Source organism: Pseudomonas sp. A34-9 (genome assembly GCF_029543085.1).
In the GTDB taxonomy this organism is placed as follows: domain Bacteria; phylum Pseudomonadota; class Gammaproteobacteria; order Pseudomonadales; family Pseudomonadaceae; genus Aquipseudomonas.
This window is the reverse complement of record NZ_CP119967.1, coordinates 3,749,504-3,775,031: the sequence shown is the minus strand read 5'-3', so window position 1 is coordinate 3,775,031 and position 25,528 is coordinate 3,749,504. Positions and strand designations below refer to the sequence as shown.

Annotated in this window: 26 protein-coding genes, 4 pseudogenes and 1 riboswitch; of the genes and pseudogenes, 11 read left to right on the top strand and 19 right to left on the bottom strand. The window is 59.2% G+C overall.

The annotated features are described in order from the left end of the window. Positions 1 to 66: 66 nt before the first annotated feature. Both P3G59_RS16845 and P3G59_RS16840 read left to right on the top strand, forming a co-directional pair. Positions 67 to 2,454, top strand: coding sequence for a TonB-dependent receptor (locus P3G59_RS16845; RefSeq protein ID WP_277758165.1), 2,388 nt, complete (start codon positions 67 to 69; stop codon positions 2,452 to 2,454). Further along, positions 2,444 to 3,859, top strand: coding sequence for an APC family permease (locus P3G59_RS16840; protein WP_277758164.1), 1,416 nt, complete (start codon positions 2,444 to 2,446; stop codon positions 3,857 to 3,859). Before P3G59_RS16845 ends, P3G59_RS16840 begins: the two co-directional genes overlap by 11 nt. A gap of 143 nt (positions 3,860 to 4,002) precedes the next feature. Here the strand turns inward: P3G59_RS16840 and P3G59_RS16835 are convergent, their stop codons facing one another. The 4 genes and pseudogenes from P3G59_RS16835 to P3G59_RS16820 all read right to left on the bottom strand — a co-directional run. Then, a complete protein-coding gene (locus tag P3G59_RS16835) occupies positions 4,003 to 4,464 on the bottom strand; it encodes a DUF3574 domain-containing protein (protein ID WP_277758163.1) in 462 nt (153 codons plus the stop codon). 108 nt (positions 4,465 to 4,572) lie between these two features. Next, positions 4,573 to 6,957 (bottom strand): DUF3772 domain-containing protein, encoded by a 2,385-nt coding sequence (locus P3G59_RS16830; protein WP_277758162.1) that lies wholly within the window; start codon positions 6,955 to 6,957, stop codon positions 4,573 to 4,575. Positions 6,958 to 7,125: 168 nt separating this feature from the next. After that, the gene (locus P3G59_RS16825; protein WP_277758161.1) at positions 7,126 to 7,398 is read right to left on the bottom strand and encodes a hypothetical protein; all 273 of its coding nucleotides are present in this window, start codon (positions 7,396 to 7,398) and stop codon (positions 7,126 to 7,128) included. A 143-nt stretch (positions 7,399 to 7,541) separates the two neighbouring features. Next, positions 7,542 to 7,952: pseudogene (locus P3G59_RS16820) on the bottom strand (LysR substrate-binding domain-containing protein); the annotation flags it as partial. A 2-nt stretch (positions 7,953 to 7,954) separates the two neighbouring features. Between P3G59_RS16820 and P3G59_RS16815 the strand changes: the two are divergent. The 4 genes and pseudogenes from P3G59_RS16815 to P3G59_RS16800 form a co-directional block, all read left to right on the top strand. After that, positions 7,955 to 8,083, top strand: a pseudogene (locus P3G59_RS16815) (glyoxalase); the annotation flags it as partial. Between the two features lie 112 nt (positions 8,084 to 8,195). Then, positions 8,196 to 8,549 (top strand): annotated as a pseudogene (locus P3G59_RS16810) (cation:dicarboxylase symporter family transporter); the annotation flags it as partial. A gap of 3 nt (positions 8,550 to 8,552) precedes the next feature. Beyond that, positions 8,553 to 8,816, top strand: a pseudogene (locus tag P3G59_RS16805) (nuclear transport factor 2 family protein); the annotation flags it as partial. Positions 8,817 to 9,010: 194 nt separating this feature from the next. Further along, entirely contained in the window at positions 9,011 to 9,730 is a 720-nt protein-coding gene (locus tag P3G59_RS16800; RefSeq protein WP_277758160.1) for a class I SAM-dependent methyltransferase, read from the top strand. Here the strand turns inward: P3G59_RS16800 and P3G59_RS16795 are convergent. Beyond that, positions 9,727 to 10,494, bottom strand: a complete 768-nt coding sequence (locus tag P3G59_RS16795) for a helix-turn-helix transcriptional regulator (RefSeq protein WP_277758159.1) — start codon at positions 10,492 to 10,494, stop codon at positions 9,727 to 9,729. The genes P3G59_RS16800 and P3G59_RS16795 overlap by 4 nt on opposite strands. 107 nt (positions 10,495 to 10,601) lie before the next feature. Between P3G59_RS16795 and P3G59_RS16790 the strand changes: the two genes are divergently transcribed. After that, the gene (locus P3G59_RS16790; RefSeq protein WP_277758158.1) at positions 10,602 to 11,486 is read left to right on the top strand and encodes an EamA family transporter; all 885 of its coding nucleotides are present in this window, start codon (positions 10,602 to 10,604) and stop codon (positions 11,484 to 11,486) included. Positions 11,487 to 11,501: 15 nt separating this feature from the next. On the opposite strand, the gene P3G59_RS16785 is transcribed toward P3G59_RS16790, so the two are convergent. Beyond that, positions 11,502 to 12,224 (bottom strand): LuxR family transcriptional regulator, encoded by a 723-nt coding sequence (locus tag P3G59_RS16785; RefSeq protein ID WP_277758157.1) that lies wholly within the window; start codon positions 12,222 to 12,224, stop codon positions 11,502 to 11,504. A 245-nt stretch (positions 12,225 to 12,469) separates the two neighbouring features. Between P3G59_RS16785 and P3G59_RS16780 the strand changes: the two genes are divergently transcribed. Together P3G59_RS16780 and P3G59_RS16775 are read left to right on the top strand one after the other, a co-directional pair. Continuing rightward, positions 12,470 to 13,354, top strand: coding sequence for an ETX/MTX2 family pore-forming toxin (locus tag P3G59_RS16780; protein WP_277758156.1), 885 nt, complete (start codon positions 12,470 to 12,472; stop codon positions 13,352 to 13,354). A 189-nt stretch (positions 13,355 to 13,543) separates the two neighbouring features. Further along, complete coding sequence (locus P3G59_RS16775) at positions 13,544 to 14,140, top strand: DJ-1/PfpI family protein (protein ID WP_277758155.1); 597 nt, start codon at positions 13,544 to 13,546, stop codon at positions 14,138 to 14,140. Between the two features lie 8 nt (positions 14,141 to 14,148). Here P3G59_RS16775 and P3G59_RS16770 read toward each other — a convergent pair whose 3' ends face one another. From P3G59_RS16770 to P3G59_RS16740, 7 genes are all read right to left on the bottom strand, one after another. After that, complete coding sequence (locus P3G59_RS16770; RefSeq protein WP_277758154.1) at positions 14,149 to 14,307, bottom strand: DUF2986 domain-containing protein; 159 nt, start codon at positions 14,305 to 14,307, stop codon at positions 14,149 to 14,151. Between the two features lie 33 nt (positions 14,308 to 14,340). Then, positions 14,341 to 14,664: a gamma-glutamylcyclotransferase gene (locus P3G59_RS16765; protein WP_277758153.1), complete on the bottom strand. Its 324-nt coding sequence runs from the start codon at positions 14,662 to 14,664 to the stop codon at positions 14,341 to 14,343. A gap of 68 nt (positions 14,665 to 14,732) precedes the next feature. Then, positions 14,733 to 15,641: an alpha/beta hydrolase gene (locus P3G59_RS16760; RefSeq protein WP_277758152.1), complete on the bottom strand. Its 909-nt coding sequence runs from the start codon at positions 15,639 to 15,641 to the stop codon at positions 14,733 to 14,735. A gap of 66 nt (positions 15,642 to 15,707) precedes the next feature. Further along, entirely contained in the window at positions 15,708 to 16,169 is a 462-nt protein-coding gene (locus tag P3G59_RS16755) for a VOC family protein (RefSeq protein ID WP_277758151.1), read from the bottom strand. Positions 16,170 to 16,216: 47 nt separating this feature from the next. Further along, positions 16,217 to 17,758 (bottom strand): class I SAM-dependent methyltransferase, encoded by a 1,542-nt coding sequence (locus tag P3G59_RS16750; protein WP_277758150.1) that lies wholly within the window; start codon positions 17,756 to 17,758, stop codon positions 16,217 to 16,219. A 58-nt stretch (positions 17,759 to 17,816) separates the two neighbouring features. Then, the gene (locus P3G59_RS16745) at positions 17,817 to 18,506 is read right to left on the bottom strand and encodes a phytanoyl-CoA dioxygenase family protein (RefSeq protein ID WP_277762171.1); all 690 of its coding nucleotides are present in this window, start codon (positions 18,504 to 18,506) and stop codon (positions 17,817 to 17,819) included. Further along, positions 18,499 to 19,008, bottom strand: coding sequence for a GNAT family N-acetyltransferase (locus P3G59_RS16740; protein WP_277758149.1), 510 nt, complete (start codon positions 19,006 to 19,008; stop codon positions 18,499 to 18,501). The genes P3G59_RS16745 and P3G59_RS16740 overlap by 8 nt, the downstream gene beginning before the upstream one ends. Before the next feature lie 264 nt (positions 19,009 to 19,272). On the opposite strand from P3G59_RS16740, the gene P3G59_RS16735 reads away from it, so the two are divergent. Then, positions 19,273 to 19,671, top strand: a complete 399-nt coding sequence (locus P3G59_RS16735) for a 3-methyl-2-oxobutanoate hydroxymethyltransferase (RefSeq protein ID WP_277758148.1) — start codon at positions 19,273 to 19,275, stop codon at positions 19,669 to 19,671. Here the strand turns inward: P3G59_RS16735 and P3G59_RS16730 are convergent. Together P3G59_RS16730 and P3G59_RS16725 are read right to left on the bottom strand one after the other, a co-directional pair. Next, positions 19,668 to 20,144, bottom strand: a complete 477-nt coding sequence (locus P3G59_RS16730) for a hemerythrin domain-containing protein (RefSeq protein ID WP_277758147.1) — start codon at positions 20,142 to 20,144, stop codon at positions 19,668 to 19,670. The genes P3G59_RS16735 and P3G59_RS16730 overlap by 4 nt on opposite strands. A gap of 116 nt (positions 20,145 to 20,260) precedes the next feature. Next, positions 20,261 to 20,437, bottom strand: coding sequence for a hypothetical protein (locus P3G59_RS16725; RefSeq protein WP_277758146.1), 177 nt, complete (start codon positions 20,435 to 20,437; stop codon positions 20,261 to 20,263). A 22-nt stretch (positions 20,438 to 20,459) separates the two neighbouring features. Here P3G59_RS16725 and P3G59_RS16720 point away from each other — a divergent pair, with 22 nt between their 5' ends. Continuing rightward, entirely contained in the window at positions 20,460 to 21,686 is a 1,227-nt protein-coding gene (locus P3G59_RS16720; RefSeq protein ID WP_277758145.1) for a zinc-dependent alcohol dehydrogenase, read from the top strand. A 64-nt stretch (positions 21,687 to 21,750) separates the two neighbouring features. On the opposite strand, the gene P3G59_RS16715 is transcribed toward P3G59_RS16720, so the two are convergent. From P3G59_RS16715 to P3G59_RS16700, 4 genes are read right to left on the bottom strand one after another with little or no spacing between them, the layout of a single operon-like run. Beyond that, a complete protein-coding gene (locus tag P3G59_RS16715) occupies positions 21,751 to 21,951 on the bottom strand; it encodes a PLDc N-terminal domain-containing protein (protein ID WP_122595607.1) in 201 nt (66 codons plus the stop codon). A 50-nt stretch (positions 21,952 to 22,001) separates the two neighbouring features. Then, positions 22,002 to 22,922, bottom strand: coding sequence for an ABC transporter substrate-binding protein (locus P3G59_RS16710; RefSeq protein WP_277758144.1), 921 nt, complete (start codon positions 22,920 to 22,922; stop codon positions 22,002 to 22,004). Beyond that, the gene (locus tag P3G59_RS16705; RefSeq protein ID WP_277758143.1) at positions 22,919 to 23,278 is read right to left on the bottom strand and encodes a (2Fe-2S) ferredoxin domain-containing protein; all 360 of its coding nucleotides are present in this window, start codon (positions 23,276 to 23,278) and stop codon (positions 22,919 to 22,921) included. Before P3G59_RS16705 ends, P3G59_RS16710 begins: the two co-directional genes overlap by 4 nt. After that, positions 23,278 to 25,215 carry a TonB-dependent receptor gene (locus P3G59_RS16700; RefSeq protein ID WP_277758142.1) on the bottom strand — a complete coding sequence of 646 codons (1,938 nt, stop codon included), beginning with the start codon at positions 25,213 to 25,215 and terminating at the stop codon, positions 23,278 to 23,280. Before P3G59_RS16700 ends, P3G59_RS16705 begins: the two co-directional genes overlap by 1 nt. Positions 25,216 to 25,307: 92 nt before the next feature. Continuing rightward, positions 25,308 to 25,514, bottom strand: a riboswitch (cobalamin riboswitch). Between the last annotated feature and the right edge of the window lie 14 nt (positions 25,515 to 25,528).

Genomic DNA, 25,528 nt, shown 5'->3' with positions numbered 1-25,528 from the left:
GCATTGCTTGCCGAACTTTATTGTCGGTAACGGCCGGGTATTAACTGCGATTCAAGGAGCTGTTATATGCATTACCGTTCCCGTTCATTACTGGCGGCTGCCGTCGTGTCTGCCATCTGGCAACTTCCGGCCAACGCAGAAGAAACCTCCGCCAGTGCCGACAGCGAATCTCGACTCGGCACCGTGCTGGTCACCGGCACCCGGGGTACTTCACGCACCGTGCTCGATTCGCCGGTGCCGGTCGACGTGCTCACCGCCGAAGACCTCAAATCCGCCGGCGCCGCTGATGGCGAACTCGGCGCGGCGTTGCAGACGCTGCTGCCATCCTTCAGCCTGCCGCGCCAATCCAACTCCGGTGGCGCCGACCATGTGCGTGCAGCGCAACTGCGTGGCATGAGTCCGGATCAGGTGTTGGTGCTGGTCAACGGCAAGCGCCGCCACACTTCAGCGGTGGTCAACGACTCCTCGAAGATCGGTCGCGGTACCGCACCGGTGGATTTCAACTCGATCCCGCTCAGCGCGATCAAACGCATCGAAGTGCTGCGTGACGGTGCCGGTGCGCAGTACGGCTCCGATGCGATTGCCGGGGTGATCAACATCATCCTCGACGACGCGCCCGAGGGCGGCGAAGTGTCGACCAGTTATGGCGCCTATCACACCCATCAGGACGCCATCGACAAGACCACCACCGACGGCCAGAACAGCGTCACCACCGCGAAGATCGGCACGCGCCTGGGCGAGGAGGGCGGGTTTATCCGCGGCGGGACCGAATACAAGGATCGCAACCCGACCAACCGCGCCGGTTTCGACGGTTTTGCCGACAGCCCCGGCCAGCGCAACTATGTGATGGGCGACGGCGTTGCGCGGGACGTCAACCTCTGGTTCAACAGTGAACTGCCGCTGGCCGGCGGCAAGGCCTACAGCTTCGGCACTTACAACCAGCGCCACACCACCGGCGCCGAGTTCTATCGCTACCCGTACGAACAGCCACAGTTCTACCCCAACGGCTACTTGCCGCAATCGCTCGGCGACAATAAAGACGTCTCCGCCACCGCCGGTTTCAAAGGCCTGATCGGTGACGAGTGGGACTTCGACAGCAGCGTCACCCACGGTCGCAACCGCTTCGATGGCTCGACCCGGCGCACGCTTAATGTCAGCCTCGGCGAAGACTCACCGACGAAGTTCGATACCGGCGATTACGAGTTGCGCCAGACCACCACCAACCTCGACTTCAGCCGTGAACTGCGTCTCGGCGAGCGCTCGTTCGTACTCGCGGTCGGCGGTGAATACCGCTACGAAAATTACCTGACCTACGCCGGTGACGAGGCCTCCTACATCGGCTCCGGAGCGGACGGCGCCAATGGCCTGCGCCCGAGCGAAGAGTCGGATCTGGATCGCAACGTGTTCGGCACCTACGCCGAGCTGTCCGGTGATCTCACCGACCGCTTCTTCGTCGACGCCGCCACCCGCTGGGAGCATTACGACGATGCCGGCAGCAAACTCACCGGCAAGCTCAGTGGTCGCTACAAACTCACCGAACAATGGGCCCTGCGCGGTGCGGTCTCGAATAACTTCCGCGCGCCATCGCTGGCTCAGAGCGGCTTCCAGAACACCACCAGCAACTTCGGCGACGGCGGCACGCTGACTGACATCCGTGTGCTCTCGGTCAACGATCCGATCGCCCGTGCACTGGGCGCCGAGAAGCTTGATCCGGAAACCTCGAAGAATTTCAGTCTCGGACTGACCTTCCAGTTGAATGACCGCTTCGATGCCTCGCTGGACGTGTTCCGCATTGACGTCAAAGATCGCATCACCCTGTCGCAACGCATTGGCAGCGATGCCCTGGAAAATTACATCAACGACAACTTCGGCGTTGCTGGCGTGCACGACGTCAACTTCTTCACCAACGCTGCGGACACCAGCACCCATGGCGCCGAACTGGTGCTCAACTACCATCAGCCGTTCTACGAAGGGCAACTGGGCCTGACCACCGCGTACACCTACAACCACACCAAAGTCACCAGCACCAAAGGCACGCCGTCGCAACTGACGGCACTGGGCATCGGCAATGACGCCCTCGTGGGCGTCGAGGAAACCAATACCCTGACCGATGCCGCGCCGAAGGATCGCTTCATCTTTTCGGCCAACTGGGCCAGTGAACACTGGGGCCTGCTCGGGCGGTTGACGCGCCAGGGCGAGACCACCCGCGTGTTCGACTTCGGTGACTCGCAGCCCGAGCAAACCTACGGCGCCGTGTGGCAGCTGGACGCCGAAGTGGCTTACAAATTCACCCCGAAATTCAACATTGCCGTGGGCGGTAACAACCTCACCGACAACTACCCGGAACGTTCCGGTTCGGCGATCAACTACGGCGGCAACCTGCCGTACGACGTGCTCTCGCCAATCGGCACCAACGGCGCCTACTACTACGCCCGCGCTACCTATGGTTTCTGATGCGGGGCCGGGGCGGCATCTGCCGGTGTTGCAGGCGTTGCTGATCACGCTGGGCATGGTGATTACCACCGACATCCTGAAAACCGCGCCGACCGTGGCCCTCAACGTCGGGCCGGCGCATTTCTACCTGGTTTGGGTGCTGGGCGGTGTGGCGTCGATGATGGGCGCGCTGTGTTTTGCCGAGATGGCCACGGCGTTTCCGCACCCGGGCGGCGATTATCACTTTCTGCGCACGGCGTATGGCGAACGCATGGGATTCTTGTTCGCCTGGTCGCGGTTTTCGGTGATGCACACCGGGTGGATTGCCTTGTCGGCGTTTATGTTTGCCGATTACGTCGATGCGGTGGTGCCGTTGGGGCAGTACGGTTCGGGGCTGTTTGCCGGCGCGGTGATTGCCGCGCTGGTGCTGCTTAATCTCAGTGGCAAGCACATCGGCTTTATTACCCAGACTTTATTGGTGGGACTGTTGGCATTGGGCTTTCTGAGCATTGCCAGTGCCGGCGTTTTTCTGGCCTGGCAAGGTATCGAACCGCCTGTGCCGAGTTTGTTGCCCATCCCGGAAAACACCGGTATGGCCGGGTTTTCGGCGGCCATGATTTTTGTCTTCCTGGCGTTCGGCGGCTGGAGCGATGCCGCAACGTTATCGGCGGAAGTGCGGGACGGGCGGCGCGGTATTTTCATCGCCATGATGGGCGCGCTTACCGTGCTGATGGCGATCTATCTGGCGCTCAATTGGGCGTTCGTTCAAGGCTTGGGGTTCGCTGGACTGGCCGCCAGCAATGCACCAGCGGTCGAGTTGTTGAACCGTGCTTTCGGTGCACCGGGTGTCATGCTGATTTTGCTGATGGTTGGCATCGCCGCGATTGCGACGATCAACTCGACCCTGCTGGTCGGTGCGCGCACCACCTACGCAGCAGCTTGCGATGTGCCGCAACTGCGCAGTTTCGGCGCTTGGGATGATCGGCATGGCGTGCCGCGCAAAGCGCTGCTGGCGGAAGGTGCGGTGGCGTTGTTGCTGGTGCTGTTTGGCAGTTTTACCCAGAGCGGCTTCAACACGATGGTTGAGTACCTGACCCCGGTTTATTGGCTGTTCTTGAGTTTGAGCAGCGTGGCGTTGATCATTCTGCGGCGGCGCTTTCCCGAGGTGCCGAGGCCGGTGAAGGTGCCGTTGTATCCGCTGTTGCCGTTGCTGTTTTTCGGTTTGTGTTTGTACATGCTGTATTCCAGCGTGACGGTGGTGGGGTGGGGAGCGTTTCTGGGGATTGGGGTGCTGGTGGTGGGCGTGGTGCTGTTGGCCGGGTTGAGCCGACTGACGCCAAGCCCTCATCGGAAACGCCGCCCGCCCAGCCCTCTCCCGGAGGGAGAGGGAGCCGACCGCGTTGTCTTGCGTGATACATCGACCTGAAAGACCGAATCGATTATGGCTTGAAGCAAATACAGGCCGAGGTCGATTATGGATTCAGTGAAACACGTTCAGGTCGGCGTACTTCTCTAATATCCCCGGATCGGTTCCCTCTCCCTTTGGGAGAGGGCTAGGGTGAGGGGGGGCTAGAAGGACACCTCCGCCGGCTGCGACAACCGCAGTACCGACAAATCCCCGGTAATACGCTTGTAAGCCAAACGAATCGCTTCGATGTTGGCTACATTTTTCGCACTGTTCTCATGCAGGATCACAATCACCTTCGTGCTCAAGCGCTCAGGCTCTTTCGCGCCCTTGTCCCGCCACTGCCCATAAGCATCAAACACGCTGAAGCCATCAGGAAACCGCGACGTGACTTCCTGATCAAGAAACTCACGCCAGCGCGCCGGACTGACCGCACCTTCCTTGCCATCAATCGACCCCACCGAAAAATACAACTCGGTGCGAATCCACTGCGCCTGCGCCGGCCGCGAGGCATCGCCTTGCAGGGTCGAACTGGCGGGATCATGGGTGTGAACGGACGCAGGAGGAGGGCTGGCACAACCGGCAACAGCGACGAACAGCGCCGCCAGTAGAAGACGTCGAGGCATGGAACATCCTTTTTGAACGATGAGTAAACCGCTCGAGTATAAGGTTGCTGTCTGACCGCCAATAAAGACCGAAAAGGCAGGCATTTAGGCGCTTGCGGAATAACCCGCTTATGCCGTTCCCGGCGGTTTCGCCAGCGCGATGTCAGCCGCTCCAAGGCGCTTGAGAATTTCAAACAACAAATCACTTTTGGTCACCCCGACAATCCTCGGGCTGCCCACATAGCCGGTCACCGTCAAGGTGATCCCGTCCGGCGACAATTTGCTGAAGCGCACAAACGGCGCCGGTTTATCGAGGATGGTTTCGTTCTCGCGATAGCTGTTGAGCAACAGGTCCTTGACCTCTTCGGGATCGATGTCCAGCGGGAACACCAACTCCAGTGACGCCACGCCTTGCGCGCTGCCGCCCAGGGTCACGTTGCGCAGGTTCTGCGAGATCAATTGCGAGTTGGGCACGATGACGATCGAGCGGTCGCTGAGCTGGATTTCCGTGGCGCGCACATTGATGCGGCGGATGTCGCCTTCGACGCCACTGATGCTGATCAAATCGCCGACCTTCACCGGTCGTTCAGTCAACAGAATCAGGCCCGAGACGAAGTTCTTCACGATCTCCTGCAGACCGAAACCGATACCCACCGACAGCGCACTGACAATCCACGCCAGATTGGTCCACTGCACCCCCAGCGACGACAGCGTCAGCAGAATCACGAACGCGTAACCGATGTTGGAAAACAGCGTGCTCAGCGAGGCGCACATGCCCGGGTCCATGTCGGTCTTGGGCAGGAATTCATTGTCGAGCCAACGGCGCAGGGCGCGGATCAGCCAGATGCCGATCATCAGCGCCAACAGGGCATTGAGCAGGTGGCCGGGGACGATGTTCAGCTTGCGCAACCCGGCGCCGCCGAGGATCGCCATGATGTTGCTCGCCAGTTGTCCGAGGGTGGTGCCGATGCCACCGACAAACAGGGCGATGACCGCCAGCAGCAACAGCGCCGCCCGACTGAAGCCGGACAGCAGAATCGAGATCTGATCGAGTCGCCGATCACCGATACCCAGTAACTGTTTGAGTGCCTTGCCGCTCGCATGTCGGGGGGAAAACACATGCTCGCAGGCGTCCTTGATCAACTGGATCAGCAGGTAGAACCCTGACAAGACAATGTACGCCCACACCAGCTCATAACTGATGAACCGCGCCAGCGATACGTAGCCGGCGAGCAGGGCAAGCGCCTGGACAAACATCGAGACGCTGGCGAGGGTATAAATCACCCCGGCGAACGTGCTGTTCGTCGCTGACGCGTCATTGGCCGCGATCAGCGCCTTGCGCACCTTGCCGACGCGCAGCATCAGGGTCATGACAATCGCCAGCACCATGATCGAAATGACTCCGCGCCCGGCAATCACGATCTGGCTGCTCATGCCGGTGGCGTTGCTGACCTGCACCAGCGTGACCAGCACCAGCAATGTGCAGGACAGGATGCGCGGGTAGGGCTTGAGCGCCTGCGCCACCGGATCGGCAATCGCCGGCAGGCGCCACGAGGGATGTTCGGTCGACAGCAATGCGCGGCTCAATCCGGTGAGCAACACGCAGGCATACACGACTTTTTCGAACTCTTCGGAAAAGGTTTCCAGCACCGGCGGCAAGGGTTGGTGGCGGGTGCAGGCGTAGAACAGCAGTTGCAGGGCAATGGCGGTGGTGGCGATGGTCGCCAGTGCCGAGGCGAATGCCAGCGCACTGCGGCGCAGCCTACCCTCCGGCACGCGGTGGATGCACACCCAGGTCAGACCGCGTTCGGCCAGTCTGCGGCCGAAGGTCCAGATGATCAGCGCCAATAACACCAGGATACTGGTGAACAAGCGTTCGCCCGGCGCCCACACGGTGGCCCAGGTATCACGCACTTGAGCGACGAAAAAAAGCAGACGCTGACGATCATCGTCAGTCGGACTCACCAGTGGCGACCAGAAATGCGGACTCAACACGCTGTCAGTGCGCAGGGTCAATTCGCTCTCGAGCAACGTGCGGCGAATGCCGGCGATCTGCGTAATCAGATCTGCCGCGCTCTGCTTCAACGCCGCCAGGCTCTTCAGTGTTCCGTCGACCTTGCTCTTTTGCTCGGCCAGCGACGCCCGTTGCGCGATGATATCCGCCTGTTCCGCCGCCAGATCGGCATCCGGCGCCGCCCCCAGCACGCCCAACTGCACCGCCAGTTGCGCCTGCTGCGGCAACAGCGCCGCCGATAACTGATCGACATCCAGAATGAACGCCTGCACCCGATCCTGCGGGCCTTCGAGCTGGTTGTAGTTGTTCGCTGCGGAGATCTGTTGTTTGAGCCCATCAAGGCGTTGTTGCAGGGCTTGCAGATCGCTTTGCGAAATCACCGGCAGCGGCGCGGCGGCGGTGGTGGCCGGCGCCGGCAAATCGGCTGCCCACAGCGGCGAACTGCCGCCAACCAGCAGCATGAATGCGACAAAAAACAACGACTTCAATGTGTTGCGCATGGGTGCGGCGGCTCGAATTGATCACACAGTCTATGAGGTTAGGTGATCGAGCCGATTGGGGAGGAAAAGTTTCAGGCAGAGCAGGGCAGGTGCGCAGAGCCTCCTGACGAAAAAAGCCCGACGGGTGAGGTCGGGCCTTTCTTCGGTGACGGCGGTGAAGCGTTGCATTCAGACGGCGCGGCGTTCGAGCAAACGGTCTGAACCACCCTCGGCGACTGCATCGCTGAACAGCGGATCGGTTTCGGTGGCGGCGGCGACTGCGTCGCTGAACAGCGGGTCGGTCTGGGTAGCGGCGGCGACTGCATCGCTGAACAGCGGGTCGGTCTGGGTGGCGGCGGCTACCGCGTCGCTGAACAGAGGATCGGTTTGAGTCGCGGGAGCGGCAACCGCATTCAGGGCGAACAGTGAGAAAGCGATACTGAGAAGGGCTTGGCGTTTCATGAGTGTGTGCTCCGTGGGGTATTGGTGAGGTCTGGAGCCGATCTTACGCTGCGAGCCTGATAAGAGAACTTCATTGAGTCAATGGTTGTTATTGATGCGGTTAATGATTGTTTTTTGAAGGCCTCAACCCTCAAGTCCGCCACTTACTCATACCCCAACTTCACCTGAGCACTGATCAGTTCAGCCAGAATCCGCACTGGTTCGGTGAAGGTCTGGCGAGCGCGGTGCACCAGCCCGATATCACGGTGGAAGGTGTGCTGCCCGAGGTCGAGCACCCGCACACCGGCAGGCCATGCAAAGTCGGGCGCCGTTTGCGGCACCAAAGCTACTCCGACACCGTTCTCGACCAGTTTGATAATCGCCTCCAGCTCATCCAGCTCGCAGACCTCACGCAGTGTGAAATGCATCTGCCGTAAAAAGCGGTCGACCTGCCTGCCGCCGAATGAAGATCGGTCATATCGAATGAACGGCTGGCTGGACAGTAACTGGCTCCAGTCATTGCCCGGCATATCACGCGGCACGATCAACCGGTAAGGCTCCAGCGCCAGTGTCGTCCGTGATCGAGCCTTACATCCGCTTCCAGGGGCAGGTTGGCGAGCAAGCCACCATGTTTCTCTTTGATCCTTGCGGCAACGCTCTCGAATTCAAGGCGTTCAAGGATATGAGCCAGCTCTTCGCCAAGTGACACGCGTCATGGCACAACCCGGTTGTGCCATTTGGTCTCAAGTGAGCTGGAAGCTCATGACTCTAGCAACTGCCCTTAGCGCAGACCTTTCATTCCAACAAAAAGGCTAGACATGAAACGTATTCCCTTGGTGTGGCAAATCGTTGCCGGGCTGTTGCTTGGCGTGCTCGTCGGTTGGTATTTCAATACACATCCGCAGTATCAAACGTGGGTCAGTGCGGAAATCCTGAAGCCTCTGGGCGACATCTTTATCAAGATGATGAAGATGGTGGTGGTACCGATTGTGTTCTGCTGCATGATCCTGGGGATTGCTGGCGGTGGCGATAACAAGTCGTTTGGCCGCATGGGCATCAAGTCGCTGGGGTATTTCTTTGCGATTACCGCGCTGGCGATTGTTGTCGGCCTGTGTTTCGCCAACCTCTTCGAGCCAGGTACCGGTACCGATATTTCCGGGCTGTCCCACGGTACAGAGGCCGTGATGTACGGTTTCACCCATGGCGAACTGCTCGGCGGCCCGATCAAGAACCTGTTCGATTTCGTCGAGAAAAACGGCGCAGCTCCCGAGATCAGCACGCGACTCGACGTGCTGGCGATCACACCGACCACTGCGGTGGTGCGTGTGGACATGGAAACGGATGCCATTGGCGCCGACTACAACGACTACCTGACCCTGATCAAAATCGACGGCGCCTGGAAGGTCATCGCCAAGGTGTATCACCAGTTCGAGGACTGAGTATCAATCGGTCCCGGCAGGCTGCTGCCGGGAGTGATTCATGATCACGTTCAGAGGATTCATGTCATGCCAATGGTGGCGTAAACACACGGTGCACACGCCCGCATTCCCGCAAGGAATGCCGGGCATGAAGCGAATGAATTTTTCCTCGCGTTCACTTCGGCGTAGCGTGCTCAAAAACAAGGAGCATTACTGTGAGCGACACCTCGACCAGCCCCGCAGAAAAATTCGACACCTCCCGCGCCAACGAATACGCCCGACAAAGCCGCATCGCCCTGGCCGGTTACGACGCCTGTCATGATCTGGCGGCCTGCATGTTGGCGGCCAGTCTCGGTTCGCGGCCGGCGGACATATTGGTTGTCGGCGCAGGTGGTACAGCGCAGGAAATCATTGCGATGGCGGCGCTGGAACCGCAGTGGCGTTTCATTGCGGTTGATCCTTCCGCGCCGATGCTTGAAGCCGCCGTGCAGCATTTGGAGGCCAACGACTTGTTGCATCGGACGCAGGTTCATCTCGGGCATGTCGAGGAGTTGCCGGCCGACGCAGCATTCGACGCGGCGACGTTGATCGGCGTGCTCCATCATCTGAACGGTGATGACCCCAAACGCCAGATCCTGCAATCGATTCAGGCACGGCTCAGGCCGGGCGCGCCGCTGATTGTCGCGGGCAACCATTACGCCTATGCCAGCCAACCGTTATTGCTGCAGGCGTGGGGGCAGCGCTGGCGGCAACAAGGCGCCAGTGCGGAAGAGGTGAAGGCCAAGCTTGGCAAGATTCTGCAAGGTGCCGATCCACCGCATTCCGAGGCGGCGGTTCAGGCGCTGTTGCGTGAGGCGGGGTTTGGCGAGGCGACGCGGTTCTTCAGCAGTTTGTTTTGGGGGGCGTGGCTGACGTGTAAAAACGACAGCCTCTAAAAGTAGCGACTCGGCACTTCCCCCATCACTTGCTTGAACACCGTCGCAAACGCACTGGAGCTGCTGTATCCCAAGTCCATGGCGACTTGTGTGACCGATTGACCGTTGCCCAGCATGACAATCGCGGCAAGCAGACAGGCTTGTTGCCGCCATTCGATAAAGCTGATCCCGGTGTGCAGCCGAAAGTGTCGGGTAAAGGTGCGTCGACTCATGCCCGCACGGTGCGCCATGTCGTCGATACCGACCTGCAAAGAAGGTTGCTGCAGAAACGCACGGCATACCGTCGCCAATCGAGGTTCCGCCGGCAACGGCGCATTGAGCGAAAGCGCGGGCATGCTGGCGATTTCATGCAGGAGCAAGCCCATCAAATGGGCGTCATGCCCTTGGGTGGAATAGCGCGCGGGCACAGCGACGGCTTTTAACAGCAGATGGCGCAACAACGGCGACACGTCCAGTACCTGACATTGCCCCGGCAGTCCGAGGCGCTGCGCCGCTTGTTTACGGATATAGGTGTTGTGCAGCGTGACAGGCCCGCGCATTTGCATGGAGTGGGGCAGTTGCGCCGGCACCCAGATGCCGCGTTGCGGCGGCACGACCCAGTTGCCGTCATCGGTAAAAACGGTGATGACGCCGCTGGCAGCGTAGGCAAATTGGCCGCGCTGATGATCGTGCAGCGGGAACAGCGTGCCGTCCGCGTAATCAATGGCAGTCACGACGGCATCGCGCGGGGTGTTTTGATAGGGATGACGGGGCATTTTTCGCATGGCCCGATTCTAATGAAGATTGGCCTGTGACTGAAAGCGGGCCATGGCGATTGCCTGCATATTTGCCCGCGCTCGAGTACTTCCGCTCGGCGCAGGGAAGATTGACCATGCACAAAAAGCATTTTGTACTCGCCGTTCTGGTGACGGCTGTCTGGGGATTGAACTTCCCCGTGACCAAACTCGGACTGGCCGCTATCGACCCGCTGTTGTTGACCGCGCTGCGTTTCACGTTGGCTGCATTGCCTTGGGTGTTTTTCGTCGAGCGTCCACGCGTGGCGTTCCACTGGCTGGCTGCTTACGGATTGATTTTCGGTGTGGCGATGTGGGCGTTGATCAACCTCGGTATTGCCTGGGGCGTGCCCCCCGGAACGGCATCGCTGCTGATCCAGTTCAGTGCGTTTTTTACCTTGGGTTGGGGCGTGGTCTTCTTCGGCGAACGTCTGGGACGTCTGCAATGGCTTGGCATTTTGTTGGCCGCCGCCGGCCTGATGGGCATCGTACTCAGTCGCCCCGGCGACGCATCGACGGCAGGTTTGGCACTGGTCATTGGCAGCGCCCTGGCGTGGAGCATTGGCAACGTCGTGATCAAGGTCTCGAAGGTGCGTGAGATTTTCGCCTTTGTGGTGTGGGCGAGCTTGTTCCCGCCCATCCCGCTCATGCTGCTGACGTGGCTGCTGCATGGCACCGCACCGTTCACTGCGCTGCCGTCGCAGCTCAATGCGCTGACGGTGTTTTCGCTCGCGTTTCAGGTCTATGCCGCGACGCACTTCAGTTATTGGGGATGGAACCTGCTGTTGCGCGAATATCCGATGTCGCGCGTGGCACCGTTGTCGCTGTTGATCCCTGTGTTCGGCATCCTCAGCTCGATGGCGATTTTCGGTCAGCACCCAAGCCTTTTTGACTGGCTTTCGATCTCGCTGGTGTTAATGGCGATTCCCTTGGGATCAGGGCACGTGCAGGCAATGCTGCTGCGCCTTCGTGTGCTTAATTAACGTTAAGCAGTTGCCTTATATCATTCTAAGCAACGCAGCTTTGATAATGGCTTCTGAACGTGTTGACGAGTTCATCTTTCGGGTGAACTGTTTGACGTGAAAGTATACGGTCGCGCGCGTGACATTGATGGTGTCGGCCACCTGCTTGGACGTCAGGCCATCAGCGAGCAGTCGCATGATGCGTACTTCACGAATATTCAATTGACTACTTGCAACGGATTGACTGCATTTCGACAGGTGGCTTATTTTTTGGGCGACCATGCGTGATTCCGAAAACAATGTTTCGTAGGTTTCATTGAAGTCAATGTCGGGTCGGTCGGTGTTCGCCCAAATCAGAGTCAGTGACGCTACGCTGCCGTTACGCATGGGATAAATAAAAGTCGAAGCATCTGCCAGACGACTGGCTGAGGACGTTTTCACCAAAGTGACAATGCTCGGTGACGACAGGGGCAGCCCGTTGCTCCAGTGATGTATATCTACGTCACTGGCTATATCCAGAACCGGATCCATCATCCAGATTTTTTCCTGGTCGTAGATAACCCGACAGGAAAAATCAAAATTGTCAGTGAGATAGACTTTCGGAAGTGATACGGGGACTGCCGCCTTGTAGAAAATTGCGTAATGGCTGCAGTTTGTCTTTAGCAGGATCCGTCTTGTCAGTTCCTTTTGAAACGTACCCGCAAATGCAACTCGTGTGTAGTCAAATGCTTGTCGGTAATCAACGTTATGTTTAGCCACGACCATATCTATCCTTGATTCGGTATCAGGGGCGAACCGTCAGGCTAGCTAGAGGTTGCAGAGTTTTCAACCAGACAGGCGCAAGTCTTCCTCAGCGGCAAGGTCGCGTAGCACACGAATGCGTTGAAAAACTATCAACATTAGTAGTTAAAGGGCTTTTTTTTCAACCACCCTGATCGTGGCTGCCGTTGATGCGCAGCAAAGTACGGTAAAGAATCTGCCTAAAAATAATGGAGAAAACTATCATGAATGATATCGACACTATCACGAACGCTTGGGGGCGCTGGAAAACTGCTCAGTACGGAACAACCTGCTGGTTTACTGAAAGCACACAATATGCCCGTAACAAAGACACCAGGAACTACATGCAGTATCAAACCAATGTGACACCACCGAAGGATCTGGTGTACTCGAGTTTTGTGCAGAAAGATGGTGGCAGCGCTCTATTAGGCAAATACGACACTATCAATGATGGTGGTCAGGTCATTGAACATGTGGTGAGCTTGCAACAAGGGTTGACGGATACTTTTACCTGGAGCGTTACGGAACAACTCAAAGTCGGCGTCACGGTGAAAGCTAACGCGGGTATTCCTCTTGTGGGTGGCGCGGAAACAAGCAGTACCGTTGAAATGACCCTGTCTTCCACGCAGGGAGCGAGTGAGTCCAAGGCCTCCAACTATGGTGCGTCGACTAAAGTGCCAATTTCTCCGCACACCCACGGTTGGGGTGAGGTTGACTTGAGTTTCACCGAGCTTAACACCCAGTGGGTCGGTAACGTCTGGCTGCAAGGATATGTTGCTATCTGGTTCAATAATAAAGTCGCAATCAACAACAACGGTGATTACCACTATTTGTGGTTCATCCCGGTTCAACAAGTTTTCTCCGAGTGTATTCAACATAACATCATCAGCACTTCCGGCTACATCGTACAGGGCGGCGGGGTGACTGCTCAGGCCAGCGGAACGTTCCACAGCAGTATGGGCCTGAGCTTGAAAACCGTCGCCCATGAACAGCCGTATCCCGGAAAATCCGAAGCGGTTAAAACCTATTACGGGTATGTGGGTACTCGACCAGAGGTAGAGTTCAAAACCATTTCAGCGATCAATGATTCAAAAGATAACGTGGATTAATGATCGTCCCTGATTAATCAGCAGAGCCGGCCAGCGCTTCTGGACACAGAGGGCTGGCTTGCCCATGCTTGCGTTCCAGCGCCTGTTGTGAACATACGGACCCGCGCCAATGTATCCATGACAATTTATTGATTGTCCTGATTCGCCGACTCTACGATGAGCCTCCGGTAATCTGGCTTGAGGCTCATCATGCACATCGCCATCCTGACGTTTGAAGGTTTCAACGAACTCGATTCGCTGATTGCGTTCGGCATTCTCAACCGGGTTCAACAGCCGGGTTGGCGCGTGTCTATCGCCAGCCCCACGGCCAAGGTGCAGTCGATGAACGGCTTGACGATTGAGGCGCAAGTATCTCTGGAAGAAGCTTGCGACGCCGATGCTGTGCTGGTGGGTAGTGGAAGATTGACCCGGGATGTCGTCGCCAATGCCGAACTGATGTCGCGTCTGCGCCTTGATCCTGCGCGCCAGCTCCTCGGCGCTCAGTGCTCCGGCACGCTTGTCCTGGCCAGGCTTGGACTGCTCAACGACGTTCCCGCCTGCACCGATCTGATCACTAAACCGTGGGTCGAGGAGGCCGGCGTAGCGGTGCTCCATCAACCGTTTGCAGCCAGCGGGAATGTCGCCACCGCAGGCGGCTGTCTGGCCTCGCAGTATCTGGCGGCCTGGTTCATCGCCCGTCTTGTCAGTGTGGAGGCCGCGCGCAATGCGCTGCATTACGTGGCGCCGGTGGCGGAGAAAGACCTCTACATCGAGCGGGCGCTGGCCAATATTTCGCCGTTCTTGTAAGGCTGCGATCAGCTCTCGCGGGTATCGACGGATTGCGCAGCAGCCTCCGCCTCCAGTTTCGCCCGATCAGCCTTGCTGATGTATTTGGGCTTTTTCGGCGCCAGTTTGGCGCTGGCCTTTTTGGCCTTTTCCTTGAACAACTGCTTGAGTTTCTTTTGGCGATTCATGTTTTCTGTCCGGGCTACAAGTTTGAATATCGACTAGCGAAGGGCGTAAACGTACGCATCAAGGGTCGAGCCGTCAGCCAGCGTCACCTGCGTCAGCACACGCTGGTACTCGGTGCCTTCGAACTCATCGAGGCCCGCCCAATGGGCGGCGAAGTTGTCAGACGAGAAAACGTAGCCTTGGATATCGTCGCCATCGTCCGCAATCACCAGCCCCGGGAAACCCATTTCCGCGCCCAAGCCTGCCTGGGCCAAGCGGCCCTTGAGCGAGGCGGTTTGCCAGGTTCCGCCGATGTTCAGCATGACATGCTCATTCGGGCGCCCTGGTCCCAGGGTTCCATAAACGAATAGACGCTCCACGTTTGCTCCTTTCGCTCGAAAGGGGGCGAATCCTGACGTATGCCTCGGGCCAAGGCAATGCCAATTCCTCACATTGCGATGAAGTCGCGTACAGCCTTGATGGTCGGTGCCGGGGCTTCTTCCATCAACCAATGTCCGGCTGCTGGAATGACCACCTCGGTGACGTTGTCGGCAGCATTGCGCATGACGATCGCTTCATTGTTGCCGAAGGACTTTTCACCGCCCACGGCCAGCACCGGCATGCTCAAGTGTTTCTGCAGGACGGGAGCGTTGTCGAGGGCGTCCTGACGAATGCTGCGGAACTGCGCGAAAGCGGCATGCATGGCACCGGGGCGGGCGTAGAGCCTGGCGTAATGCTGGCGGGTGCCTTCATCGACTTTGGCCGGGGTGCCGGCGAACTCATTCCAGAAACGGTCGAGGTAGATGCGTTCGCGCCCGGCGACCAGGCGCTCCATGTCGGCACCGCCGAAGTCGAAGTGCCAGAGCATCGGCGAACGAACGATGTCGTTCCACGGTGTGATGCCGGGTACGGGCGCATCCATCACCACCAGGCGCTCGGTCAGTTCGGGATAGCGCGCAGCATAGGCGAACGCGACCATGGTGCCGATGTCATGCCCGATGACCACCGAGTGCTCGATCTTCAGTGCGCTCAATACCTGACGAATGTCGCCGGCCTGGGTCTTCTTGTCGTAGCCGCCCGGCGGAATCGATGACAAACCCATGCCGCGCAGATCTGGTACCACCACGGTGTGATCGCGCGCCAGATCCGCCGCCAGCGGCGCCCACATGTCGCCGGTATCACCGAAACCATGCAACAGCACCACGGCTGGACCCTTGCCACCGACCCGCACGTGCATTGTCGCGCCTTCGACCTTGATGTCCTGAGTGTGGAAGGTGGCGGGGAAGGGCGTGACGTCGGCCTGGACCTGGAAACACAGGGCGAGCAGGGCGAAGCCAGTCAGCAGCGGGCGGGTCATGGCGAAGTCTCCAGGCGTAGTGGCGATGGAGACAGCGTAGACGTATCGATCAGGGCCGGCGGAGTTTCATTCGCAAGCAAACGCCTTCTCGATAAACGTCCCCAGCGCCTGCTCTTCAAGGATCTCGATAGAGAAATGTCCGAAGCGTTTCGGCAGCCAGATGATGCGCGTTCCGGACGGCGATTGCAGGTTCTCGCGAGTCAGCGGCTGGCCGTTTTCGTCCTCCGGCTGAACCCCGCTGGCGACCAGTTCGTCGTAGGCCAGTTCGATATCAGGGGTCGTGTAGCAATGGCGGTAAATCATGCCTTCGCCCACTGTATCCAAGAGTTCCTTGAGATTCCCCGCCAGTGGCTGGACCAGCATGAAGCGTTCCTGGCCGATCAACGCAACGGCATAGCGCACGTGCAGGCCCCCGCGATTCCAGATCTGCGTGGTCGAGATTCGCGCCTTAAGGATCTGCGCGTAATAGGCGCAGGCTTCTTCAAGGTTCTTGACCAGTACGTCGATGTGGCTGAACTTCAAATCCATGGAATAGCTCCTGCCGGCCGGTGTCGAGCGGCACGACGAAGTTCGCTTCAGACGATCTTCAACGCACTCAGCACGATCAGCGATTGCTCGGCAAAAGCCTGAGCCTGTTCGGTCAGCGCGGCGATGTTGGCCTCGGCGGTGGTCAGCGGTTTGCCGTCCTTGACCAACACTTCGTTTTGATCGGCGATGACGCTCCATGCCAGTTGCGCCCATTCTGCCGGGTGCTGTTTGCCTTGGCGGATGGCAATCAGGAACAGTTGCTGGAAGCGAGTGACCGTGACGCCACCACCGGTAACCGGACTGCTCAACACCTGAATGTCGGCGTTGAACAGCGCGCGCTTGCACAGTTGCAAGTTGAACGCGGCGCAGCGTTCGTATACCTGCGCCTCGGCGGCTTCGCTCTGGCAAGGGGCGACCGCACCCATGCCGACCAGGATGGCGATGGCCTGTTCCAGGTCGTCATAAGCCATTGGCGACACGGCATCGAACAATTGCTGCATCGTTTTGGCTTCATACGTCTGGTCCGCAAGTGCTTTGAGGAGCGGGCGGTAAATTTCCGCTTGCAGTGATGCCTCGCCCGCCGGCCCGGTAACGCTGGACGCTACGTTTTCTGTCGGTTGCATCAGCACAAATCGCGTATTGAGCATGCGCGACCGGCGCTCGGCGGCGCAGAGGGGGTTGGCACCGCGCACATACAGATCGCGACGGAAAGCCTGGTTGACGAAGTAGTCACGCGCCTGCTCGCGCATTATCGGGTGCTCGATACCGTCGAGAAAGGCCAGGCCTTCGGCGCTCAGATTGAGTGCATCGACCGAATCCATCGGCACCGCCGTCGTGACGTAATCGAGCTTGGCCGGGGCCAGCGCATCAACCATGTCGGCGAAATACATGCAGTTCCAGTCGCGATTGAAATATTCATGGGCGACGTACTGACGGTCCTGGCCTTTGATGGTTTGCAGCCTGGCCCCCAAGTGCGGCGCGGCAATGGCGTACTTGGGATTGGCCGCCAGCAGCGCTTCGGAAAACTGCAACGCAGCATCGATGCGCTGATCCGGCCGCGTCGAGTGATTGGCAAAGCGGTCGTGCAGGCTGAACAACTGGCGCAGCGGCGCTGAAGGCGACCAGCCCGGGAATGCGTTATAGCTGACGTACAGATGACCACCCGGTTTGAGGTGGCGTCGGGCGAATTCGACGATCAGCTTCTGATTGTCACGGCTGACCCAGGTCCAGATGCCATGCAGACTGATGCTGTCGAACGGCGGCAAATCATCGCGCGCCAGCAGTTGCTCGAAGCTGTCGTCGTACAGCTGCGCACCGTTGTTGCCGAGCGCTGCGAGTTCAATGGCATGGGCCGCCTGACCGGGGTGGAAGTCCGTACCGACGAAGCCGGCCGGGTTGGCCGTGGCGTGAATATTGATTGAAACACCCTGACCAAACCCGAGTTCGCAGTGGTAACCGTCGGGATTGTCCAGGCCGGCAAAGCCGCGCAACAACAGGCAATAACGCTGGAATACCGGATTGATTTCCCGGCTATAGCTGTAGGTGTAGCCTTCGTCGGTGAAATAACCTTCGTTCCAGGCATTGCTCATGGGTGCAGCCTCTTGAATCGTCATTGACAGTGGCTTTATACGTGATGGACTTGCGCGGTTAAAACCTCTCGGTGTCCACCAGGATGTTGTCGGCAGGATCGAACCATTCGATAGGGTCCATGTGGATATTTCGCAGGGCCACGGTTTGTCGGTGAGACGCGTACAGCGGCTCGGCCCAATAGTTGATCAGCATCGAGCGTCGGCGCGCGCCCGACAGATTCCGGCTGCCGGCATGCAGCAGGTCGACATCGAACAGCAGAATGTCACCCGCACGGCCCGTGAGCTGGACTGATCGCGTCTCATCATGGACATCGGCGGGCGGCGCTCCGGGCGCGGGCCGATGGCTGCCGGGGACGATACGGGTCGCGCCATTGTGGTTGCCATAGTCATCGAAAAAAGCCAGGGCCGCCACGCAGTCGCCGGGGCGTTGCGCGGACAAGTCGCGATGCAGTTGCTGATGGCCGCCACCCGAAAGCGGTTCGCGACCCTCGACCTGAGAGAGAAAGAAGCGCTCCGCGATCAGCTCACCCACTACGGCCAACACCGCTGGCAGACGGCACACCGCGCGCACGCTCGCATGCTCATCGAGCAGCGAATGACGCCAGTCCTGACCCCGTGGGACGGGCCAGCGATCCGACGGCAGTACACCCGCATCGAACGCCTGGCGCAGGTCGTCCAGCCACTCGGCGGGTATGGCGCGACGGAGCAGGGCGAAACCCTGCTGATGGAGCTGTTTACGGTTATTCATCATCGGATGTGTTCGCTCCTTGCAATCGAACGCCCATCTCCAGGGCTCGGCTCTCGAAGCCGAACTCGGCATACATGCGCACCGCGCGCTCGTTGAAAGGCCAGACCGTCAGGCGCAAGTCCTGCGCATTTTGCTCGATGGCCCAGTCTTTAACCCGTTGAATCAGCGCGCGGCCAATGCCTTTGCCCCAGAACGGCTCGGCGACACACACCGAGCCGATGCGCACCACGTTCTGCGGCTGCATCAGCGGGCCGGAGCTGGCGGACAGGTTCGCGGTAATGAACGCAACAGGACGGTCACCCGTGCTGGCGAGGAAGGCGATCTGACCGGGCTTCTCGAATACGCCCGCCCAGTGCGGCAAGTCGCGGGCAAAATCCTCCGTCGCGGCGGCGTAGATATCGGGGCGGGCGGCGTGGTGGACCGAGTTGAGCAATTGGCCCAGTTCGCTCATTGCCAGCGCATCGGCGGCAGTGGCTGTGCGGTAGGTGATGATTTCTTCCATGATAAAAATTGCCCCTTGGGTGTGTTCACAAGCTTCGCATCCTGCGGTAAACGGCGAAATAAAGCATCCGGGATCCTGCGGACATTTCAACGAAGCAGGGTGCACCTGGGTCGCTTTTTCGGGCCTATCTGTGCATTGAATGTTTCGGCGTCAGACCAATAATCGAGCGCTCGAATCTTTTGGAATTGGGCACTGTATGGAAGCGTTACGCATTCAATCTGGCGACATTTATCGTTCACGGACGGCAGCCTCGGAGGATCGCCCATGAGCCTGCATACCCGCACCAAACGCCTCACCGTACCGCAATTGGTCACCATGAAAGGCCAACAGAAAATCGTCTCGCTGACGGCGTATTCCAGCAGTATCGCCACGCTGATCGACCCCATTGTCGACTTCATTCTGGTCGGCGATTCCGTGGCCGAGGGCGTGGCGCGGCAGATTACGCTGGACTCGAAAATGCCCACCATCGGCATTGGCGCCTCACCGGCCTGCGACGGGCAGGTGCTGGTCACCGAAGATGTGCTGGGGCTGGGCGGCGCGCACCTGCCGCGCTTCGTCAAACGGTACGCCGATGTTGGCGCGGTGATCAGCGAGGCGTGCGCGCAATTTGCCGACAGAAAAAAGCCCGGCCAAAGCCGGGCTCGAACGCGTGTAACGGTTTAAGCAGCCATATTCCCGGCAGCCATTTCCTTCTTGTAGCTGGCTTTCATGGCTTCCATCTGTGCGCCCAGCTCTTCGAGTTTTTCCTTGCCCAAGAGCTTTTTCGCCTGAGGAAACATTTCCGTTTCTTCCTCTTCGATATGGTGCTCCAGCAGTTCCTTGACCACTTTCACCCGGCCGGAAAACTCCGGGGTGCCCGGATCGGTCAGTTTCAGATCGGGCAGTACCAGTGAGTCGACGGTGCGGTGTTCTTCCTTGGCTTCGAAGTACATGATGTCCTGTTCCTTGCTGCCGGCGGCCTTGAACGCGGGGTAGAGGATTTCTTCTTCGAGGCGGGTATGGATGGAGATTTCCATTTCCAGTTTGCCCAACAGCTCGACACGTTTTTTCAGCGCGCGTTCGGTTGATTCGCTCAGTTGGCTGAGGATGTCTTTGACTTTTGCATGATCGGCTTTGAGAAGGTCGATGGCGTTCATGAGGTTGCCTCTGCTGTCACGGATTGAACACAGGCCGTTGTCTCACGGCTCTGTGAATGCCCTTGATCTATCGCATTTGGCGTGCCAATTCCTGGCGGATGTTCAATCGCTATGGATCAAGGGTTTGCGAGATCGCAGGCAAAAAGCCTTCGTGCAGCCTGCATGAAGAGGGCGTTGCAGGCATTGCAGATCACGGCTTTGCGGCGATTGCGGCCCGCTGATCCGATTGTGCGAAAGCGTTCTGAACTCGTTTTGGCATCGCCCTGCCGTATGGGAGACAGCAGCCATTTCATTCAAGCGATCGAGGAACTCACCATGCGAGCAATGACCTATCACGGCGCCCATGACGTCAGAGTCGAAACCGTGCCGGATCCGAAACTGGAGGCCCCTGACGACATCATTCTGCGGGTGACGGCCACAGCGATTTGCGGCTCGGACCTGCACCTGTATCGGGGCAAGATTCCGACCGTCGAGCATGGCGATATCTTCGGTCATGAGTTCATGGGCATCGTCGAGGAAACCGGCTCGGCGGTGACCGCGGTACAGCCCGGCGACCGGGTGGTGATTCCGTTCGTGATTGCCTGCGGCGACTGTTTTTTCTGTCAGCAGGCGCTGTACGCCGCGTGCGAGACGACCAACAGCGGCCCCGGCGGGGCGATGAACAAAAAGATTATCCCGCCACCCGCCGCGTTGTTCGGCTTTAGCCGCATGTACGGTGGAATCCCCGGCGGCCAAGCCGAATTGGTGCGGGTGCCGAAGGCCAATACGGGGCCGTTCAAGGTGCCTGGTACACTCGCGGACGAGAAAGTATTGTTCCTCTCGGACATCCTGCCGACCGCTTGGCAAGCCGTGACCAACACCGGCATTGGCCAAGGTTCAAGCATCGCGATTTACGGTGCGGGACCGGTTGGCCTGCTCAGCGCAGCCTGCGCGAAAATGCTCGGCGCCGAGCGTATCTTTATGGTCGATCACCACGCGTATCGGCTCGATTACGCACAGCGCACCTACGGCGTGATACCGATCAACTTCGATGACGACGATGACCCGGCCGATACCATTATTCGCCAGACTCCGGGCAGTCGTGGCGTCGATGCAGTGATTGATGCCGTAGGGTTCGAAGCCAAGGGCAGCACCACCGAAACGATCCTCGCCACGCTCAAGCTCGAAGGCAGCAGCGGCAAAGCGCTGCGCCAGTGCATTGCAGCCGTGCGTCGCGGTGGGGTGGTGAGTGTGCCGGGGGTGTATTCAGGCTTCATCCACGGCTTTCTGTTTGGCGATGCCTTCGACAAGGGGCTGACCTTCAAAATGGGCCAGACCCATGTACAGCGCTATCTGCCGGAACTGCTCGGCTACATCGAAACCGGCGCCTTGCAGCCCGACGCGATCATCACCCATCGGCTGTCCCTGGAGCAGGCCGCCGAGGGCTACAAGATCTTCGACAAGAAAGAAGAAAACTGCCGCAAGGTCATTCTGACCCCCGGCAGCAGTGACGTGCCGCTGGCACAAATGGAAGAGATGCCGCCGTTGGTGCCGGTCAGTTGATCAACCTTGAAGCGCGGGGCAGTGCCGATGGCAAGCCCCGCGCGACGACCCATCAATCAGGCGACTAAGCCGAACGCTGACTGATGTGCTTGGGCCCCGCCAATGCCCAGGCAATCAAGCCAAACAGCGGCACAAACACGATCAGCACGATCCACACGCCTTTGTTGCTCGATTTCCCCTCGCTCTTGCGCACCCGATTGATGGCCCAGAGTTCGATAAGCAGAAGAACTGCCGCCAGTACGATCCACACGGTTTCGATTTGCATTGGCTACCTCCTGATGGTCTGTTCGTTAGGTGGCGTGTGGTGCGACGGGTTCATTTATTTTTCTTCAGTGCATTGAGCTGCCGAGCGAGTTCAAGCGCCACCCGACCGCTGTTGAAGGTCGGTAGCAAGTGGGTGAAAGGAATGTCGATCATGCGGTTCTCGCGCACCGCGCGCAGTTGTGAGAGCACCGGGTCGTGGCTCAACAGATAGCGTTTGCGACGGGCCGGCGACCATTCGGCGTCGGCCAGCAGAATCACGTCCGGGTCGCTGGCCAACAGGGTTTCACGGTTGACGGTCACCCGATAAAGATTGATGTCGGCGAACACATTGCGTGCACCGACGGAGGCCAACAGCGCGGTGACGAACCCTCGCCGACCTTCGCTGTCCAGGCCTTTGACTTCGCTGTCGAGATAGAACACCGACAGCGATTTACCCGCACCGGCCAAGGCTCGGGCACTGGCGAGGTCGGCGTCCATTGCCTCACTCAATTGCCGCGCCTGTGGCTGTTTGTGCAGCAGCCTGCCCAAGGTCAGCAGGTCATTGCGCACATGCGCGAAGTAATCCAGCGAATGCCCGTTACAGGCCGACTCCAGTAGATAAGACCCCACGCCATTACGCGCAAGACCCGAGCGTGAAGTCACACCGTCACCGAATGCCGTGGCAAACCCGCCGATCACCAGATCCGGTTGCTGTGCGTAAAGCACTTCGCTGGCCGGGTATTGCCGCGCGATCACCGGCACACCGAAGTACTCGGATGGCCGCTGACCGGCATCGGTGTCATCCAGATAGGCGACGCCAACCAACGCTGGCCCGGCACCCAGCGCCAGGACGAGATCTGCCGCATGCTGATTGAGCGCGACGATGCGCGAAGGCGCAGCGGTGTTCCAGTCCTCGCCGCAGTTGCGGTAACGGTCGGCGAGCACCGGCATCGCGTAGAGCAGGGCACTCAACAACATCCACAACCTGCTCATGTCGGTGCCTTGATCAACAAGTCCGCGACCACCTCACCGCCGACCAGATGCCCTTCAACCAACCGCTGCACGTCTTGCTTGTCGTGCACGCCATACCAGCAACGCTCGGGATACACCGTCACGACCGGCCCCAGATTGCACGGAAACTGGCAGTGCGTACGTGTCAGCAAGACGCCGCCCGGCGTCTCGATGCGATCGTGCACCAGCAAATGCCGGCGCAAGGTTTTCCATAATTGCTGGGCGCCGCGCTGAGTGCAGCGCGGGCCGGTGCAGATGAATACGTGGCGCGCATGTTCGGGCACATGCGACCAGTCCGGGTGCGTGTCGACGCCGTCGACGGTTTTGATTTCACTCATCAGAAGCGGTACGTGTAGCGCACTTCAGAGGTGAACGGCCGGCCGAGATTGTCGACGTTGCTTGAACGGCTGGTGACGTAATCGCGGTCGAACAGGTTTTCTACCAGCAGGCTCACGCGGTGTTGGTGAGCGTTGTCGAGGTAGCGATAGGCATCGGCGTCGACCACCGAATAGTGGCCGTACTCGACCTGTTTCGAACTGGTGATATCGAGAATGTAGCGAATCGCACCACCGGCGCCCCACAGACGATTTTCCGATTCATAGCCGACCCGCGAACGGGCGAAGAAGCTCGGGATGTCGTTGATGGTCGTACCCGTGCGCGACTCGGTGAGGTTGCGGGTCATGTCCGCTTGCAGGCTCCATTGGTCGTTGAGCGCCAGTTTCGCGTCAGCCTCGAAACCGCGCATGCGCACTTGGCCCTCACCGTTGACCCACTGAATGTCATCGAGGGTGATCAGGTCGGCGATCTTGCGTTTGAACAGGGTCATGCTGGCGCTGAATTCACGGTCGAGCACAAAGCCCTTGTAGTCGACACCCAGTTCGGCGTTGCGGCTTTTTTCCGGTTTCAGGTTGCGGTTGCCGAGCTCGTCGCCCGGTTCGTTGACGAACAGTTGCTCGGCGTTCGGCAGTTTGTAGGCGCTGCCGTATTGACCGCGCACCGACCAGTTGTCGTTGAGGTCATACAGCGAAGTGAGCATGCCGACCGTGGCGCTGTCGCCGCCGTCCATGGCTTCGTGACGTACGCCGATGCTCGGATGCCAGTCGGGCAGGGCGTCGATCTGCGGACGCAGTTGCGTGTAGAACGCGTGGGCTTGGGCCTTGTCGTTGTCGATGATCAGCACATCGTCCTGGCCCTTGAACCATTGGTTGTCAGTGCCGAACACCAGCACATGGCCGCCGGGCAGTTCAGCCTTGCCTTCGGCCTGCACGCCCCAGTCGGTGAAGCCCCAATAGTCGTTGTGGTTAACGACTCTGGTACCGCCGCCTTCGACGTTGTTGACGCGGGTATAACGCGTGTCCCAGTCGTTGATATGGCCTTTGACGAAGTAGCTCAGGCGCTCATTGATGGCCTGCTCGAAGGTCGCCGTGGCGATCTGCTGCACGCGGTCGTTGGTGGTGTTGTGGTTGTCGACCGGGCGGGCGAAGTCGAGGTCGGCGTCGGCGTATTGGTAGAACAGTTCCAGCCGCGAATCATCGCCAAACGACTGAATCGCCTTGGCGCCGAATGTGGTGACTTCGTAGGCGCGGTGCTTCTCGCTGACGTTGTTCATGTCGCGGTTGCGATAGGGCTGGTAACCGTCGGAAACGTTGTGGCTGACATACGCCAGCAAACCAAGATCGCCGAAACCGTTAGTGAAGATATTCTCGACCCGGGCGTCTTCGGTGGTGCCGCCAAAGCTGTCGACGCCCAGGTTCACTTCGCCGGCGGCTTTGCGCGACTGCGGGCTGCGGGTGACGATGTTGATCATCCCGGACACGGCTTGGGTACCGAACAACAGGCTCTGGCCGCCCTTGAGCACTTCGATGCGTTCGATGGCGTTGGCCGGCAGGGTGTCCAGATAGAGGCCGCCGTACAGGCGATTGTTCAGGCGCACACCGTCGAGCAGGATCAACGTGTCGTCGTTGCGCCCGCCGAGCAGCGAATAGGTGCCGTAGTCGAACGGGCCGTTTTTCGGCGCGACGTACAGGCCGGGAATAAACATCTGCATGACGCGGCTGACATCGGCACTGGGGCCGGCGCGCTCGATCTGTTCGCGGGTGACGATCTCGACTTTGCTGCCGAACTTCGCCATGTCGGCGACAGCGGTGGATTCCACCGACGGTGCGGAAACGATTTGCTGATTGAGTTCCAGTGGCGCGTCATCCGCCAGCAGCAGAGGGCTGAACAGGCAGCCGAACAACAGGGTTGGAGCCGAGGTGTAGAAAGGTCGAATCATTGTCTTCTCGAAAAGTATCTTCGCAGAAGAGCATGCAGGAGAAGGCATCGCGCACAGCCAATACCGGCCCATGCCCGCCCACCGCAGGATTTTGCCAAACAGACATTCCAGGCCGGTCTCCGGGCTCGCGCGTATCGAGGCTTTCACCTTCCCATGGCCGCATGGCCACAGTGGTCTATCGAAAGCATCACGCGCATACCGTTGCGGGGGCAGCACCGGACTTGTTCGAAAAGAACGTACCGGTTTCCCGTTTCACTCCATGCACGGCGGCATGGGACACCTGAAACTGGGCGGCATCTGAACATTCGAATGA